Here is a 16,093-nt window from a genome sequence, read left to right on the forward strand (position 1 = left end):
AGAGCCGCCCCATGGGCGGCTCTTCGTCGTTGTGGGGCGGTCGGTCCTTCAGCCCACGCGCCGAGCGCGCCCGAGCAGGAAGCAGGGCTCTCGTCGCCAGCGGGCCAGGTCGGGGTACGCCGCGACGTGGTCGTCGGTCGGGACCGGCTCGCGCAGGAGCTCGGTGGTCAACCCACCGTGCTCCAGCGCTCGGCTGATCGCATCCAGCGAGCGATGGACGTCGTGGAAGGTGATCGATAGCCCGCCGCGGGCCAGGTGTGTCGTGAACTCGCGCTCGGTGAAGTAGGAGCCCTGTGCGGTGGTGTCAGGCGCGCTGCTCATCGGGTGCACCATCGAGAAGACCAAGGCGCCGCCGGGCTCGAGGATCCGCCCGATCTCCCGGACCGCCGCCGGCAGGTCCTCGACGTTCATCAGCGACATCGACGAGACGACGAGGTCGGCGTGGCCATCCGGCATCGGCAGCGCCGTCATGGGCGCCTCGACGACGTCGATCATCGGATCAGCCAGTCGGGCGGCGTGGGCCAGTAGAGGGTCGGCCTCCACGCCGACCACGCGATGCCCCAGCGCGCGCAGCTCGCGGCACACGCGGCCCTCGCCACAGCCGACCTCGACGCTTTGGCGCCCAGGAGGCGGGACGAGGCGCAGCAGGGACGGCAGGCTGAAGCGCCAGAACAGGTGGTCGACGTCGGGCGTCCGCGCCCAACGGATCCAGTCCTCTGCGTCGGTGCCCCAGACGTGGCGCGTTGCCATGGTCAGGGGAAGTTCTACCACCGATCCGCAGACAGGCCGCCTGCTCGCCGCTCGCCGTGACGGCGCGAGCGGCGGGCGCGCGGCCTGCTCAGCGCAGGGTCCAGCCGACGATGCGGCTGGGCCGGCGCGCGACCGGGGTGAGGCAGTGCTGGGGTCGCGGCGCGGCCGCACCGGGCCGGCGCGAACGGAGATCCGATCGCAGCGGCTGACGGTGCGGGTGCGCCGGCGCGTCGACGGGCGCGTGCGGACGATCGACCACGTCGGCCTCCAGGGCCGGGTCGTCGAGCGTCAGGAAGGCACGGGCGAGGCCGAACGCTCGGCCGACCGCCCCACGCCATCCAGGCGCGGCAGCCGGCGAGTCCGCACGAGCGGGAGCCGGGGGGACGGCGGGCCGATCCGAAGCCTCCCAGCGACGGGCCTCCGGCCACACCGGCTCCGCGACGTGCGGGGTGTTCGTTGAGGGGAACATGTGTTCGTGAGACTAGGTGGGCGATCGGACGGAACAGGTGTTCTGCAAGGGATCTTGCACCCGCCGGCGGAAAGCGGCCGCAAACACGGCGAATCGCCGCCGCGCCAGCCAGCCGAGTACGGTCCAGCGACCGTGATCCATCTGCGCGTCGTCACCCCGCCAGACCGCACGGATGCGGTCGTCAACCTGCTCAGCGACGACGACGCGACGTGCAACATCGTGCGCATGCCCGACGCGTCCCGCCAACCGGATGGGGACGTGGTGATGGCCGACGTCGCGCGCGAGGACGCCTCGGTGATCGTCTCCGACCTGCGGCACATGGGCGTCGTCGAGGACGGGTCGGTCACGCTCACCCGCATCGACACCGCGCTCGGCCCGCACGCCCGGCGGGCGATCGCCAACGCCGAGGGCGACGAGGCCGACGCGGTCGTGTGGGAGGAGGTGCAGACGCGCACGTCCGAGGAGGCCGCGCTGTCGTGGACGTACCTCGTGTTCATGCTGCTGGCCGCGTGCATCGGCGTGTCGGGCCTGCTGACCAACAACCCGATCCTGATCGTGGGCGCGATGGTGGTCAGCCCCGACTTCGGTCCGCTGGCCGGCGTCTGCGTGGGCCTGGTCACCGGCCGGCGCCATCTGGCCGCGCGTTCGCTGCTGGCCATCGTCGTCGGCTTCGCGGCCGCGGCGCTGATGGCCTGGCTGCTGTCGGAGCTGCTGTTCGCGACCGGCACCGCCTCCAGCGACTTCCGGCCCGACGCCGGCGGGCTGGCCGACCTGATCGCCAGCCCTGACGCCTACACCTTCATCGTCGCGTTCTGCGCCGGCGCGGCCGGCACGCTGTCGCTGACCACCGCGAAGTCCGGCGCGCTGATCGGCGTGCTGATCTCGGTGACCACGATCCCCGCCGCCTCGGACATCGGCCTGTCGGCCGCGGCCTCGGACTGGCACTCGATGGGCGGGAGCACCCTGCAGCTGGTGGCCAACATCGCCACGATCATCCTGGCCGGCTCGCTCACGCTGGTGATCCAGCGGATCGGCTACGCGCGCAAGCGGCGCGCGCATCTCGCGGCCCGCGAGGCCGCTAGCGGCTCGAGCCCAACGACGACCACACCTCGAGCTTCGTCTTGACGCGGTCGACGACCTCCTGGGTCATCTCCGACGTGGTCGAGTGCCCGCCCAGGTCCGGCGTGCGCACGCCCGCGCCGACCGCCTCGAGCATCGCCTCGTAGATCGCCCGCGACGCCGTCTCGGCCCCCGCATGCCCGACGCGGCCCGCGTAGCCGAGCACCGCGCCGCAGGCCAGGATCATCGCCATCGGGTTGGCCACGTCCTTGCCCAGCAGGGCCGGGGCGGTCCCGTGCGGGGCCTCGGCCATCGCCACGTGCGTCTGCAGGTCGGCGTCGAAGGAGAGCAGCACCGACTCCGAGCCCGCGATCGACCCGAACATCGGCATCACCAGGTCCGACAGGCAGTCGCCGTCGCGGTTCAGGGCGGGAATCACCAGCGGCTGCTCGCCCGCGCCGGTGATCAGGCCCGCGTAGGTCGCGTCGATCAGCACGGGGTCATAGGTGACGTCGGGATGGCGCGCCGCGGCGGCGTCCATCTCCTCCTTGAGCATGCCCTCGTAGACGGGGGAGACCGTCCACTTGGGGCCGCCGTAGACCTTGCCGCCCATCTGCGCTGCCGTGCGGAACGCGTACTCGGACACCGCCGAGCAGACCGACCGCGTGATGCGCTCGGTGCGCAGCGCGACCTCGTCGTCTGCGCCTTCCACGCCCTCGCGCCACTGCTTGGCGCCGTAGGCGTCGCCGACGGCCATGCGCACGATCGAGATCGGGTGGTAGATCGAGCCGAACGGCATCACGCCCGGGATGCGGCGCCCGGTGCGGATGATGACCTTGCCGTCGATGCCCTCACGCAGGATCCGGTTGGGGGACCCGACGTCGTCCTTGCCCTCCGGCGTGACGGTCGCGGCCTTGATGCCGAAGCCCGAGGCGCGCATCGCCTCGGCCGCCTCGTGCACCACGCCGTTGTCGGTCTCGCGCCGGCGCGCGAGGGAGAGGTCGAAGCGCTCGAGCTGCAGCTCGACGCCGAGGAGCGCGGGATCGAGCAGGCGCAGCGCCTGCTCCAGCAGCTCCTGGCCGGTCTCGTCGCCTTCGAGGACGGTGATCGTCAGCATCGCAAGGGCAGTCTAGAAGTGTGCCGCCAGGTATCTTCGGCTGCGTGAGCGAGCCCTGCACCTGGTGTGGCGTGCTGGTCGGCGAGGACGACGGCTTTCGCCTGCATCGCGCGGGCGGGCACGCGGTGTTCTGTCGCCTGGAGCACGTGGTGCCGTGGGCGATGGCGGGCGGCTCCTTCGACACCGGTGGCGAGGACGACGACGGCGAGTCCGATCTGGGGCTCGGCGTGTGCGCGCACTGCGGCGCCGACCTCGAGGGCGACGCCGTCCTGCTGGTCCGCCACCGCGGCGCGCACCGCATCGGCGACGGCTTCTGCGACGTCGATCACCTGACCGACTGGGCCAAGCGCGGCGGCCGCTTCCGCGCAGGCGCCTAGGCGGGGACGAGCGTCCGCCGGCGCGCGACGGTGGCGATCGCCGAGGCGCCCGCCGCCCCGGCGGCGGCCAGCACGGCCACGCGCCACGTGGCGATGTCCACCAGCGCTCCGGCGGCGGCGTTGCCGATGGCGATTCCCGCGACCAGCGCGGTCACCAGCCAGGTGAACGACTCGGTCACCCGCCCACGCGGGGCCAGGCTTCCGGCCAGCAGGTTCTGCGCGGTGGTCAGCGGCGCGATCGCCGCTCCGCTGAGGACGGCCATGACGATCACCACGCCGAGCGTCGGCGCGGCCGCGATCAGCGCGACCAGCGGCGGGATGGCGCAGATCAGCCACACGTAGGCGATCTGGATCGGGCCGATGCGCGCCGCGTTGGCCCCGTACCACAGGCCGCCGAGCGTCGAGCCGAGCGCCTGGAGCGCGATCAGCCCGCCGGCCAGCGCGGTCATGTCGCGGCTGGACCCGTAGGCCGCGAAGGCCACCTCCAGCGCGCCGAAGCAGGCGCCGACCCCAAGCCCGCCGGCGGTCAGCGTGCGCAGGCCGCGCGAGCGCAACGCGCCGATCAGCCCGGCGGTCTCGCGCGGGTCGCCGCGCCAGCGCCGGGACGGCTCGGTGCTGACGAACCCGATCGTGCCCACGGTGATGAACCCCAGCGCGGCCAGCAGGGCGATCTGCGGGCTGAACAGCGCCACGAGCACGCCGGTGAGCAGCGGACCGGCGACGAAGACGATCTCGACCAGCAGGGCATCCAGCGCGTACGCCGTGGGCACCAGGCGGGGCTGGGCGGCCAGCAGGCCGGGCCACAGCGGCCGCAGCGAGGTCGACACCGGTGGCTGGGCGCCGGCCGCCGCCGCGCAGATCACCAGCGCCACGACCGGGGCGCCGTTGAGCCCGATCGCGACCAGCGCGCCGATGGCCAGGCAGTAGACGACCATCCCGCCGAGCAGCACGAACGTCTGACCGTGGCGGTCGATCAGCCGGCTCATGGCGATGCCCAGCCCGGCGCTGCTGAACGCGAACGTCGCCGTGACCAGTCCGGCCCAGGCGAACGAGTCGGTCTGGCGTTGCACGAACAGCACGAGCGCGATCGCGGTGATCCCGATGGGGACCCGCGCGATGACCGAGAACACCACCAGCGCGCGCACGTGTGGTGCACGCAGGACCTGTCCGTACACGAGCGGGGCGTTAGGCGGTGCCGTCGAGCTCGAGCTCGACGGCGTGCGGCTCGAGCGCGGCGACGACGAAGCGCACGTGCTCGTCGAAGTCGACGCCCAGCTCCTCAGCCCCGTGCCGCACGTCATCGCGGTTGACGGCGGCGGCGAAGCTCGGCTGCTTGAGCTTCTTCTTGACGGACTTGGGCGTCAGGCCGTGCAGGCCCTCGGGCCGCACCGCGGCACAGGCGACGACGAAGCCCGACAGCTCGTCGAAGGAGAACAGCGCCTTCTCCAGCTCGCTGTCGCGCGAGACGCCGAGGTAGTCGGCGTGCGAGGCGATCGCGCGCACGACGGCGGGGTCCTCGCCGCGGCGCTCGAGCTCGGCCATGATCGTGCGCGGGTGCCCGTCGTCGGCCTCGAAGTCCGGGTGGCGCTCCCAGTCGGCGTCGTGCAGCAGGCCGGCCAGGCCCCACTGCTCGGCATCGGCGCCCTGCTGCTCGGCGTAGGCGCGCATGCACAGCTCGACGCAGCGGCAGTGGCGGCGCAGCGACGGCGCCTGAACCCACTCGGTCAGCAGCTCCCAGGCCTGCTCACGGGACATGTCCGGCATGTCCCGGAGCGTATTAGCTGGAGGTGTAGAACGGGTTGGGCAGCTTGAACGCGCGCTCGGCGTGGCCGCCGTCCAGGTCGCTCTGCTGGTCGCCGACGTTGGCGATGATCCGGTAGCCGGCCGCCTCGATCTTCGCGCGCTCGCCCGACTTGTAGGGGACGTTGGACGCGCTGGCGAGGAACTGGCTCTCGGGCTTGAACGAGAGGCCGCCCCACATCGTGTACCCGACGCGGCGCAGGTTGCTCTCGGTGGTCACCTGGATCTGCGGCGGACGGGCGGTCACGAAGAACACCGTGATCCCGCGGGCGATCGCGTCCTGGTAGAGCGCGAGGATCGGGGGCATCGCCGTGTCCACGCCCGCGGCGGCGGGAATCGCCTGGCCCGCGCTGCCCGAGCCCGGGTCGCCGATCGGCACGCCGATGTAGTTCGACATCGCGGTCTCGTCGATGTCCAGCACGAGCGCCGGCTTGGCCGGGACGGCGGCGCAGGTGGCGGCGTCCGGGCCGCTGGGCGCCGGGACCGGCGCGGGCGCCGGAGCGGGGGAGGCCACCGGGGCGGCGGGTGCCGAGGCCGAGGGCGCGCTGCTCGTGGGCGCGGGCTTCTTCGCGGCCGGCTTCTTGCGGGCCGGCTTCTTCGGCTTGCGCTTCTTGTGCTTGTGCTTGGGCTTGTGGTGCTTCTTGGCCTTGTGCTTCTTGGCCTTGTGCTTGGCCGCCACGCCCACCGGTTGGCCGCTGCTCGCGCAGGCCGCGGTGAGCTGGGCGATCTGGTCGCTGCGCGCGTCCAGCCAGGCGCGGGCCGGTGCGGCGGCCACCGTCACGTCGGCCAGATAGGCCCCGCTGGAGACGTAGTCGCGTTTCTCCTGCGCCGTCATCTCGTCGGCGAAGGCGGGAGCGGTGGTGAGGGTGATGCAGGCGAGGAGGGCGATCGCCAGCGTGCGTGCCGCGGTCATGGACTGTGTGGTGCCCGCTCACGCGCATTTCCAGCGTCAACGTTCGGTGAACGGGAGGGGCGGCGCCCGCGACGCCGAAGCTCACCGCGACATGGTTGTTACCCTTGCCGAGCGCACTGCATCGATTCCGCCGCAGGCGCAACCGCCCAAACCTCTCATGCAGAAGTTCGTCATCGACGGCGGCGCCCCGCTGTCCGGGACGGTTGTCCCGGCCGGCAACAAGAACGGCGCCCTCCCCATCCTCGCCGCGTCGGTCCTCACGACCGACGAGGTCGTCGTGCGCAACGTCCCGCGCATCCGCGACGTGGAGGAGATGCTCGACATCCTGCGCGGCCTGGGCGTGCGGGTCACCTGGCAGGGCGAGCACGAGGTCGCGCTGCAGGCCGACCTGGTCACCGCCGAGGCCGAGATCGACCGGGCCAAGGCCGAGGCGATTCGCGCGTCCTTCCTGCTGGCCGGCCCCTTGCTGGCCCGCTTCGGCGAGGCGCGCATGCCGCCGCCCGGCGGCGACGTGATCGGCCGCCGTCGCCTGGACCCGCATCTCGACGCGTTCCGCGCGCTCGGTGCCGAGGTCGCGTTCGGCCGCGACGTCGTCGTCCGGGCCACGGGTGGTCGCCTGCGCCACGGCGACGTGTTCATGGACGAGCCGTCCGTGATGGCCACCGAGAACGCGCTGCTGGCCGCGGTCCGCGTGCCCGGCAGCACCGTGATCGGCAACGCCGCCTGCGAGCCGCACGTCCAGGATCTCGCGCGCATGCTCGTGAAGATGGGGGCGACCATCCACGGCATCGGCTCCAACGTGCTCACGGTCCACGGCACCACCGACCTGCACGGGTGCACGCACGACATCGCGCCCGACCACATCGAGATCGGGTCCTTCATGGCGCTGGCCGGCGTGACCGGCGGCGAGCTGCGCATCAAGGACTGCGTGCGCGACGACCTGCGCATGATCCAGCTCGTCTTCGGGCGCATCGGGCTGCACAGCGAGTGGGACGGCGACGACGTCTTCATCCCCGGCGGTCAGACGCTGGTGGCCAAGCGCGACATGGGCGAGTTCACCGCCCGCGTCCAGGACGGCCCGTGGCCCGCGTTCCCGGCCGACCTCACCTCGATCGCCATCGCCCTGGCCACGCAGTCCCAGGGGCAGGTGCTGATCCACGAGTGGATGTTCGAGAACCGCATGATCTTCACCGACAAGCTGGTGAACATGGGCGCGAACATCATCCTGTGCGACCCGCACCGGGCGATCGTCTACGGGCGCAGCCAGCTGCGCGGCAGCCGGCTGGAGTCGCCGGACATCCGCGCGGGCATGGCCATGCTGATCGCCGCGCTGTGCGCCGAGGGCACCAGCGAGATCGGCAACATCCGCCAGATCGATCGCGGCTACGAGCGCATCGACGAGCGCCTGCGTGAGCTGGGCGCGCGCATCGAGCGCGTGGCCACCGAGCCGCTCCCCGTTTCGTAGCGCACCAGGGATGCCGAGGGTGCCTCGCGCGGCTCCGTCGCGCGCGAACGTGACCGCGTCACCGAAGGCGGGCCCCTCGACGCTCACCCCAATAGCCTGCGGGGCCGCATGATCCACCCGATCCCCAGCGGGACGCGCGACGTCCTGCCCGACGAGATGCGCGAGCTGCGCGCCATCGAGAACGCCGTGCGCGACGTGTTCGGCGACGCCGGCTACGGTGAGGTGGCCACGCCGGCGCTCGAGTTCGAGTCCGTGCTCGCGCGCGGCGAGGGGATGCTGCCCGCCTACCGCGTGGCCGACGACCACGGCAACGTGCTGGCGCTGCGCACCGACATGACGGTGCCGATCGCCCGCGTCGCCTCGACGCGCTACCCGGAGGCCGAGCTCCCGCTGCGCTTCTGTTACGTGGCCAACGCCTACCGCCAGGTGCGCCCGCACCGCGGTCAGATGCGCGAGTTCCGCCAGGCCGGCGTCGAGCTGATCGGCGCGCCGACGCCCGCGGGCACCGCCGAGGTGCTCGAGGTCCTCTCCCGCGCGCTGGAGGCCACCGGCCTGCGTGACTTCCGCTTCGGGCTGGGCTCGGCCTCGATCGTCCCGCGGCTGCTCGAGGACGCCGGCGTCGGGGCCGAGGACCGCGACGCGGTCCTGCACGAGCTGGTCACGCGCGACTTCGTCGGCCTGGAGCGCGAGGTGCGCCGGCTGGGGCTCGACGAGCGGATCGCCCGCGTGCCGCTGCTGCGCGGCGGCCCCGAGGTGCTGCACGGGCTGCCCGGTGACGCCGGCGGCAAGCTCGCCGCGGTCATCGACCTGCTCTCGCCGGGCGTGCGCGACCGCGTGATCCTCGATCTCGGCCTGTCCCGCAAGCTCGGCTACTACACCGGGGCGATCTTCGAGGTGTACGCGCCGGGCATCGGCGCGCCGCTGGGCGGCGGGGGCCGCTACGACGAGCTGCTCGGCCGCTTCGGGCGCCCGCTGCCCGCCGTCGGCTTCGCCCTGACCATCGACAGCCTCCACGAGGCACTGGCGCTGCGCGCATGAACCAGACGCTCGGGCTGACGATCGCCGTCCCGCGCGGCGCGCTGATGGGCGGGACGCTGGACCTGCTGGACATGCTCGGCGTCGACACCTCCGAGGTGCGCTCCAACGACCGCAAGCTCCTGTTCGAGTCGGTCGGCATCGTGACCATGCGCCCGTCCGACGTGCCCACCTACGTCGAGGCCGGCGCGGCCGACATCGGCATCGTCGGCAAGGACGTGCTGATGGAGCAGGCCGGGCGCGACGTCTACGAGCTGCTCGACCTCGGCTTCGGCCGTTGCCAGATGGTGCTCGCCTCCCAAGCGGGCGACGACCCCGGTGCCGAGGCGCTGCGCCGTCTGGGGATCATGCGCGTGGCCACGAAGTACTCGCGCATCGCCAGCCGCTACTTCGAGGACACCGGCCGCCAGGCCGAGATCGTCGAGGTCAAGGGCTCCGTCGAGCTGGCCCCGCTGACCGGGCTGGTCGACGCGATCGTCGATCTGACCGCGACCGGCACGACGCTGCGCGAGAACGGCCTGGTCATCCGCGAGGAGATCGCCGAGTCGACCGCGCGGCTGATCGCCAACCCGGTGGCCCACAAGCTGCGCGCGCGGGAGATCGACGCGGTCCTGGAGGCCCTGCGTGCGCGTTGAGCGCTTCGCGATCGGCGTCCCCGCCGAGGTCGCCGCGCAGGTGCGCGCGCTCGTGCCGGCGCCCGACAGCGTGGCCGACGGCGTGCGCGCGATCCTGTCGCGCGTGCGGGCCGAGGGCGACGCGGCGGTGCTGGACCTCACGCGTCAGCACGACACGGGCGGGGCGGACCCCAAGCCCCTGCGCGTCGGCCCGGCCGAGCTGGACGCCGCCGCGGCCGCGCTGCGCTCCGACGTGCGCGCCGGCCTGGAGGTCGGCATGGCCAACATCGCCGCGGTGGCGGGGGCCAGCCTGGGCGACGACGCGGAGATCCTGCTGCCCCAGGGCCAGCGCGTGCTGGTGCGCGAGCTGCCCGTCCAGCGGGCGGCGGTCTACGTGCCCGGCGGTCGCGCGCCCTACCCGTCGACCGTGTTGATGGGCGCGACGACCGCGCGCGTGGCCGGCGTCGAGGAGGTCGTCGTCGTGTCACCGCCCGGGCGCAACGGCGAGATCGACCCGGTCGTGCTCGGCGCCTGCGCGCTGTGCGGCGTCGACGAGGTCTACCGCATGGGCGGCGCCCAGGCGATCGGGGCGCTGGCCTTCGGCACCGCGTCGATCCCGCGCGTCGACGTGGTCGTCGGCCCCGGCAACCTGTGGGTGCAGGAGGCCAAGGTGCAGTGCACCGCCTTCGTGGGCATCGACGGCTTCGCCGGCCCGTCCGACGTGCTCGTCGTGGCCGATCCCGGCGCCGACGCGACGATCGTCGCCTTCGACCTGCTGGCCCAGGCCGAGCACGGGCCCGGCTCGCTGGCCGTGCTCGTGTGCCGCGATCCCGACACGCTGGAGGAGATCGCCGCGCGCGCCGTCGCGCTGGCCGCCGATCGGCCCCAGGTCGACTTCGCGCCGCTGGCGCTCGTCTTGGTGCAGGACACCGACGCGGCGATCGCGCTGGCCAACGCGTTCGCCCCCGAGCACCTGCAGCTCGTCGGCGAGCGCGCGGAGGCGCGCGCGCCGCTGGTGCGCAACGCGGGCACCCTGCTGGTGGGCACCGCGAGCGGCACCGCCTTCACCGACTACGTCGCCGGCTCCAACCACGTGCTGCCCACCGGCGGCGCCGCGCGCTTCGCCTCCGGGCTGTCGCCGCGCCACTTCCGCCGGCGCATGACGCAGGTGCACGTGGATCGCGCCGCGGGCCCGCTGGCCCGGGCCGGGGCCCCGGTCGCGCGCGCCGAAGGCTTCACCGTCCATGCCGAATCGATGGAAGCCCGCCAGAATGGAGCGCCGTCATGACGACCCGTAGCGCCGAGATCGAGCGGACCACCGGCGAGACCGACATCCGGCTGCGCCTGTCCCTGGACGGATCCGGGGCGGGGGAGCGCGTCACCGGGGTCGGGTTCTTCGACCACATGCTGGACCTGCTGGCCCGCCACGGCCGGCTGGATCTGGACGTGACCGCCAAGGGCGACCTGGAGACGGGCGCGCACCACACCGTCGAGGACGTCGGCATCGTGTTCGGGCAGGCGTTGGATCAGGCGCTGGGCGACCGCGCCGGGATCTACCGCTACGGGCACGCGGTCGTGCCCATGGACGAGGCGCGCGCGTCGTGCGCGATCGACGTCTCCGGCCGCCCGTACCTGCGCTTCACCGGCGCCCTGCCCGGCGGGGTGACCGGCGGGTTCGAGCACGAGCTGGCCGAGGAGTTCTTCCGGGCCATCGTCAACCAGGCGCGGATCACCGTGCACCTGACCGTCGAGGCCGACGGCGGGGTCCACCACGTGATCGAGGCGCTGTTCAAGAGCTTCGCCCGCGCGCTGCGCGCCGCGGTGGCGATCGATCCGACCGAGACGGGGATCCCGTCGACCAAAGGCGTGCTGTGAACCGTTCCCACCGCCCGCCCCCAACACCGGCACGGATCGCCATCGTCGACTACGGGATGGGCAACCGCCGCTCGGTCGAGAAGGCGCTCGAGCACGTCGGCGCGACCGTGTCGATGTCGCGCGATCCCGCGCAGCTGCGCGCCGCCGACGGCCTGCTGCTGCCCGGCGTGGGCGCGTTCCCGGCGGCGATGCGCACGCTGCGCGAGCTGGATCTCGAGGACGTGCTGCTGGAGTGCGCCCGCGGCGGCATGCCGTTCTTCGGCTCGTGCATGGGGATGCAGCTGCTGTTCGAGTCCTCCGACGAGCACGACGGCGCCACCGGTCTGGGGCTGCTGCGCGGCGCCGTGCGCCGCCTGGACGCCGGTGACCTCAACCTCCCGCACATCGGCTGGAGCGAGGTTCGCTGGGTCGCGCAGTCGCCGCTGCTGGACGGCCTGCCCGACCCGTCGATCTTCTACCACGTGCACTCCTACGCGCCGCACCCGGCGGATCCGGAGGACGTGCTCGGCGTCAGCGACTACGGCGAGTCGTTCGCCTCGGTGGTCGCGCGCGACAACGTGTTCGGGGCGCAGTTCCACCCCGAGAAGTCCTCGACCCACGGCCTCGGCCTGCTGCGGAACTTCGCGCGGCTGTGTGAACGGGTCGCCGCCTGATGCGCCTCTATCCCGCGATCGACATCGCCGACGGCAAGGCCGTGCGGCTGACCAAGGGTGACTTCGACGCCAAGACGGTCTACGACGACGACCCGCTCGACGCGGCCCGCTCCTGGGTCGATCAGGGCGCGCGCTACCTGCACGTCGTCGACCTCGACGGCGCCCGCGAAGGCCGCCCGCAGAACCTCCACCACCTCGAGCGCATCACCCGCGAGCTGGACGTCCCCGTGCAGTACGGCGGCGGCCTGCGCGACATCGGCGCGGTGCGCGACGCCCTGCGCGCCGGCGCCCAGCGCGTGATCCTCGGCACCGCGGCCTTCCGCGACGTCGACTTCCTCGACGAGGCGCTGGCCAACTGGGGCGAGCGCGTGGTCGTCAGCGTCGACGTGCGCGGCGGCAAGGTCTCCGCGGCCGGCTGGCAGGAGACCACCCAGATGCCCGCCGACGCGGCGATCCAGCGCCTGCAGGACCGCGGCGTGCGCCAGTTCGTCTACACGAACGTCGACAAGGACGGGATGCTCCAGGGCCTGGACCTCGACGAGGTCGCCTGGATCGCCTCGATCGTCCGCGGCCGCTTCATCATCTCCGGCGGCGTCGGCTCGCTGGCCGACCTGGAGGGCCTGGTCAAGCTGCGCCAGGTCAACCTCAGCGGCGTGATCGCCGGCAAGGCCCTGTACGAGAAGCGCTTCACGGTGCCCGAGGCGCTGAAGGTCCTCGACGAGGCCAAGCCCAAGCCCGCCAAGGCGTCCAAGAAGTAGGCAGCGAGGAGCGCGGCGGCGTGTTCGTCGGGATCGACGCCGGCCAGACGGGGATCCGTGCCGCGCTGTCGGACGGCACGGTGGGCGAGCAGGTCGCGGGCGTTCCCCGCATGGAGCACGACCTCGGACCCGACGACGTGGCCACCGCGCTGCTGGCCTCGGTGGCCGAGTTCGGACTCGCGGCGCGGGGTGGCGAGATCGAGGGCATCGGGATCGGGTTGTCGGGCTTCGAGCTGATCAGCGAGGCCGAGATGGAGCGGATCGCCACGCGCCTGCGCGCGCGGCTGGACACCCGGGCGCCGGTGGCGATCGCCACGGACGGGATCACCTCCCTGCTGGGCGCGCTGGGCGGTCTGCGTGCGGGCGTCGTGGTGGCCTCGGGCACGGGCGTGGTGGTGCTCGGCCACGACGGCGCCGACGGCTGGGCGCACGTCGATGGCTGGGGCTCGCTGCTGGGCGACGACGGCAGCGGCTTCGCGATCGGCCAGGCCGGGCTGCGGGCCGCGCTGCGGGCCTACGACGGGCGCAGCGGCTCGATGGCACTGCGCGCGGCCGCCGAGGCGCGCTGGGGACCGATCAGCGGGCTGCCCGCGGCGATCCTGCGCTCCGACGTCCCGACCTCGCGGATCGTCGCCTCGTTCGCGCCCGACGTCGCCGAGGCGGCCCACGCGGGAGACGTGACCTCGCGCAACATCTGGACCGACGCGGGGGAGGCGCTGGCGCTGAGCGCGGTGGCGGCGCTGCGGCGGCTGTTCTCGCCGGGGATTCCGGCCGACGTCGCTCCGCTGGGCAACGTGTGGAAGGCCGGCCCGCTGCTGCGCGACCCGTTCGCCCGCGAGCTCACGCGCCGCTGGCCGGCGGCGCGGATCGTCCAGGCGGCGGGCACGTCGATCGACGGCGCCGTGGTGCTGGCCCGCGAGGAGAGCATCGGCACGGTCGTCGGGCTGGCCTGGCGCGGTTAGCCGCGGACGGGAATGCGCAGCGTGCGCGGCGCGACGCTCGGCGTCGCGCCCTGCTCGGTGAACGGCGTCAGCGTGAGCTCGACGTGGGCGGCGCGGGCCGCGCGCAGCCGGCGCAGCGGGCCGCGCTTCAGCGTGACCGACCACGTGTTGGCGTCGCCCTCGCCGGCGATGTAGAAGCCGCTGTCGCGGTCCACCCGGCGGCCGTTGGCGACGAGCTTCAGGCGGAAGGTGCCGACGCAGTCCAGCCGGCCGGCGGGGCAGAGCAGCGGGATGACCGCCTCCTGGCCGCGCAGCGTGATCGACCGGGCCGTGGGCCGCGGGCAGGACCCGGGGATCGGCTCGGCGATCGGCTGGACGACGACGGCCTGCACCTGGCAGTGCGTGCCCACGTAGGCGACCTGGGTGCCGTTGAAGGAGAAGGGCGCGTTGATCGGGTCGGAGCTGACGTCGTCCATGAGCGGCACCTCGGTCGGCGCGGCGGTGCCGGTCAGCGCGACGACGCGGGCGCGGCGATGGCCCAGCGTCCGCAGGATGCGGTCGCCGGCCACGGCGGTGATCCGCTCGTCGGCGCTGGCCGGGCCGACGATGCTCGACGTCCGGCCCGGGCCGACCGCGAAGAGCTGACCCCCGTCGACGTAGGCCAGGATCCCGTCGGCGGTGACGGCGGCCGAGAGCGCGGGCTGGGGCGCCCGGGCCAGCACGGCCGGCCCTCCGGCCGCCATCCAGTCGTACGCGGTGGCGGGCGCGCCGGCGCCGGCCGGGAGCGGCTCGCGACCGGTGACCAGGTAGGTGCCCGCCAGACCGCCGAGGGGCCCGGTGAGGGTCGTGGTCGCCGGGGCGGCGCCCAGGCGGTCGATCGTGATGGGCGGCGAGGCCGAGCAGGGCGCGGTCGTGTCCAGCTGGTAGGCCAGCGTCGGGCCGTCGACCCGGGTGCGGCCGATCGTCGCCGCGCAGGGCGCCTCGGTGTCGCAGGCGGCCTCACCGTCGGCAAAGCCACAGCCCTGCACGCGCACCAGCCCACCGGCCGGCGTGCCGGTGAACAGCTCGGCGATCACCCGGCGGCGCGCGCCGCTCGTGCAGCTGCCCGGGCAGATGTCGCCGACCCGCCCGATGGCCACGCGCTCGTCGGACGCGGCCAGCGTGTAGAGGACGCGGATGAACGGCCCGCCCAGCGGCTTGTCGGTCGGCGGCAGCTCGGCCACCGTCGTGGCGGTGGTCGCGCCCGGGGCGGCCCGCATCAGCCGCTCGACGCCGTCGGCGCCCTGATCGAGCCACAGCACGGCGCCCGACGCCGTGACGACGGGCGTCGCGTCGGTCGCCGACTGCTCCACGGGGATCATCCGCACCGCGGCGTGTGCGCTCGGCCCGAGGATGAGCGCGCCCGCGAGGGCGATGAGGGCGGACCGCAGCATTGGGGGATAGACGCGGATCGGCGCCCGGATCTTCCGGGCTAGCCTCAAACGCCCATGCACCTGAAGCGCGTCATCCCCTGCCTCGACGTCGATGCGGGGCGCGTGGTCAAGGGCACGCAGTTCCTCGATCTGCGCGACGCGGGCGACCCGGTCGAGCTGGCGGCGCTGTACGACCGTGAAGGCGCCGACGAGCTCGTCTTCCTCGACATCACCGCGACGCATCACAAGCGCGAGACGGTGGTGGAGCTGGCCCGGCGCACGGCCGACGAGGTGTTCGTGCCCTTCACGATCGGCGGTGGGATCCGCTCGGCCACCGACGCCCAGGCCGTGCTCGACGCGGGTGCGGACAAGGTGTCGGTCAACTCGGCCGCGGTCCAGCGGCCCGAGCTGCTGACCGAGATGGCCACGGTCTTCGGCAACCAGTGCGTGGTGCTGGCCATCGACGCCAAGCGGCGCGCGGACGGCGACGGCTGGGAGGTCCACCTGGCCGGCGGGCGCACGCCCACGGGCATCGAGGCGGTCGGCTGGGCGCGGGAGGCGGTCGAGCGCGGCGCCGGCGAGATCCTGCTCACCTCGATGGACCGCGACGGAACGAACGTCGGCTACGACCTGGAGCTGACCCGGGCGGTCAGCGACGCGGTCGGGGTCCCGGTGATCGCCTCCGGTGGTGCCGGTGAGCTGTCGCACCTGGCCGACGCGCTGCACGCCGGGGCCGACGCGGCGCTGGCCGCCTCGATCTTCCACTTCGGGCGCTTCTCGATCGCCGAGACCAAGCGCTACCTGGCCGACGCGGGCCTCGCGGTTCGCCCTCCGGCCACAAACGGGTAGGACTTC

At 73.4% G+C, this 16,093-nt stretch carries 17 protein-coding genes; 11 read left to right on the top strand and 6 right to left on the bottom strand.

Annotated features, from left to right (window positions below; genetic code table 11):
* Positions 1-48 precede the first annotated feature (48 nt).
* Entirely contained in the window at positions 49-750 is a 702-nt protein-coding gene (locus ACZ5UI_RS05885) for a class I SAM-dependent methyltransferase (protein ID WP_464195189.1), read from the bottom strand.
* 601 nt (positions 751-1,351) lie between these two features.
* Between ACZ5UI_RS05885 and ACZ5UI_RS05890 the strand changes: the two genes are divergently transcribed.
* Complete coding sequence (locus tag ACZ5UI_RS05890; RefSeq protein ID WP_464195191.1) at positions 1,352-2,344, top strand: DUF389 domain-containing protein; 993 nt, start codon at positions 1,352-1,354, stop codon at positions 2,342-2,344.
* Here the strand turns inward: ACZ5UI_RS05890 and ACZ5UI_RS05895 are convergent.
* Positions 2,298-3,395: an isocitrate/isopropylmalate family dehydrogenase gene (locus ACZ5UI_RS05895; protein WP_464195193.1), complete on the bottom strand. Its 1,098-nt coding sequence runs from the start codon at positions 3,393-3,395 to the stop codon at positions 2,298-2,300. The two genes, ACZ5UI_RS05890 and ACZ5UI_RS05895, sit on opposite strands and share 47 nt — an antisense overlap.
* A 44-nt stretch (positions 3,396-3,439) precedes the next feature.
* Here ACZ5UI_RS05895 and ACZ5UI_RS05900 point away from each other — a divergent pair, with 44 nt between their 5' ends.
* Positions 3,440-3,772 (top strand): hypothetical protein, encoded by a 333-nt coding sequence (locus tag ACZ5UI_RS05900; protein WP_464195195.1) that lies wholly within the window; start codon positions 3,440-3,442, stop codon positions 3,770-3,772.
* On the opposite strand, the gene ACZ5UI_RS05905 is transcribed toward ACZ5UI_RS05900, so the two are convergent.
* From ACZ5UI_RS05905 to ACZ5UI_RS05915, 3 genes are read right to left on the bottom strand one after another with little or no spacing between them, the layout of a single operon-like run.
* The gene (locus ACZ5UI_RS05905) at positions 3,769-4,947 is read right to left on the bottom strand and encodes an MFS transporter (RefSeq protein ID WP_464195197.1); all 1,179 of its coding nucleotides are present in this window, start codon (positions 4,945-4,947) and stop codon (positions 3,769-3,771) included. The genes ACZ5UI_RS05900 and ACZ5UI_RS05905 overlap by 4 nt on opposite strands.
* 10 nt (positions 4,948-4,957) lie before the next feature.
* The gene (locus ACZ5UI_RS05910) at positions 4,958-5,536 is read right to left on the bottom strand and encodes an HDIG domain-containing metalloprotein (protein ID WP_464195199.1); all 579 of its coding nucleotides are present in this window, start codon (positions 5,534-5,536) and stop codon (positions 4,958-4,960) included.
* 13 nt (positions 5,537-5,549) lie between these two features.
* A complete protein-coding gene (locus ACZ5UI_RS05915; protein WP_464195201.1) occupies positions 5,550-6,485 on the bottom strand; it encodes an HAD family acid phosphatase in 936 nt (311 codons plus the stop codon).
* Positions 6,486-6,642: 157 nt separating this feature from the next.
* On the opposite strand from ACZ5UI_RS05915, the gene murA reads away from it, so the two are divergent.
* From murA to ACZ5UI_RS05955, 8 genes are all read left to right on the top strand, one after another.
* Positions 6,643-7,950: a UDP-N-acetylglucosamine 1-carboxyvinyltransferase gene (murA, locus tag ACZ5UI_RS05920; RefSeq protein ID WP_464195203.1), complete on the top strand. Its 1,308-nt coding sequence runs from the start codon at positions 6,643-6,645 to the stop codon at positions 7,948-7,950.
* A 108-nt stretch (positions 7,951-8,058) separates the two neighbouring features.
* A complete protein-coding gene (locus ACZ5UI_RS05925; protein ID WP_464195205.1) occupies positions 8,059-8,988 on the top strand; it encodes an ATP phosphoribosyltransferase regulatory subunit in 930 nt (309 codons plus the stop codon).
* On the top strand, positions 8,985-9,620 hold the full coding sequence (gene hisG, locus ACZ5UI_RS05930) for an ATP phosphoribosyltransferase (protein ID WP_464195207.1): 636 nt from the start codon (positions 8,985-8,987) through the stop codon (positions 9,618-9,620). Before ACZ5UI_RS05925 ends, hisG begins: the two co-directional genes overlap by 4 nt.
* Positions 9,610-10,887 carry a histidinol dehydrogenase gene (hisD, locus tag ACZ5UI_RS05935; RefSeq protein ID WP_464195209.1) on the top strand — a complete coding sequence of 426 codons (1,278 nt, stop codon included), beginning with the start codon at positions 9,610-9,612 and terminating at the stop codon, positions 10,885-10,887. Before hisG ends, hisD begins: the two co-directional genes overlap by 11 nt.
* Positions 10,884-11,474 carry an imidazoleglycerol-phosphate dehydratase HisB gene (gene hisB / locus ACZ5UI_RS05940; RefSeq protein WP_464195211.1) on the top strand — a complete coding sequence of 197 codons (591 nt, stop codon included), beginning with the start codon at positions 10,884-10,886 and terminating at the stop codon, positions 11,472-11,474. The genes hisD and hisB overlap by 4 nt, the downstream gene beginning before the upstream one ends.
* Positions 11,471-12,127 carry an imidazole glycerol phosphate synthase subunit HisH gene (gene hisH / locus ACZ5UI_RS05945; RefSeq protein ID WP_464195213.1) on the top strand — a complete coding sequence of 219 codons (657 nt, stop codon included), beginning with the start codon at positions 11,471-11,473 and terminating at the stop codon, positions 12,125-12,127. Before hisB ends, hisH begins: the two co-directional genes overlap by 4 nt.
* Complete coding sequence (hisA, locus tag ACZ5UI_RS05950; protein ID WP_464195215.1) at positions 12,127-12,885, top strand: 1-(5-phosphoribosyl)-5-[(5-phosphoribosylamino)methylideneamino]imidazole-4-carboxamide isomerase; 759 nt, start codon at positions 12,127-12,129, stop codon at positions 12,883-12,885. The genes hisH and hisA overlap by 1 nt, the downstream gene beginning before the upstream one ends.
* A gap of 20 nt (positions 12,886-12,905) precedes the next feature.
* Complete coding sequence (locus ACZ5UI_RS05955; RefSeq protein ID WP_464195217.1) at positions 12,906-13,847, top strand: N-acetylglucosamine kinase; 942 nt, start codon at positions 12,906-12,908, stop codon at positions 13,845-13,847.
* Here ACZ5UI_RS05955 and ACZ5UI_RS05960 read toward each other — a convergent pair.
* Complete coding sequence (locus tag ACZ5UI_RS05960; RefSeq protein WP_464195219.1) at positions 13,844-15,259, bottom strand: hypothetical protein; 1,416 nt, start codon at positions 15,257-15,259, stop codon at positions 13,844-13,846. The genes ACZ5UI_RS05955 and ACZ5UI_RS05960 overlap by 4 nt on opposite strands.
* Before the next feature lie 54 nt (positions 15,260-15,313).
* Between ACZ5UI_RS05960 and hisF the strand changes: the two genes are divergently transcribed.
* Positions 15,314-16,087 carry an imidazole glycerol phosphate synthase subunit HisF gene (hisF, locus tag ACZ5UI_RS05965; RefSeq protein WP_464195221.1) on the top strand — a complete coding sequence of 258 codons (774 nt, stop codon included), beginning with the start codon at positions 15,314-15,316 and terminating at the stop codon, positions 16,085-16,087.
* The last annotated feature ends 6 nt before the right edge of the window (positions 16,088-16,093 follow it).

It is taken from the genome of Conexibacter sp. JCM 18997 (assembly GCF_055391915.1).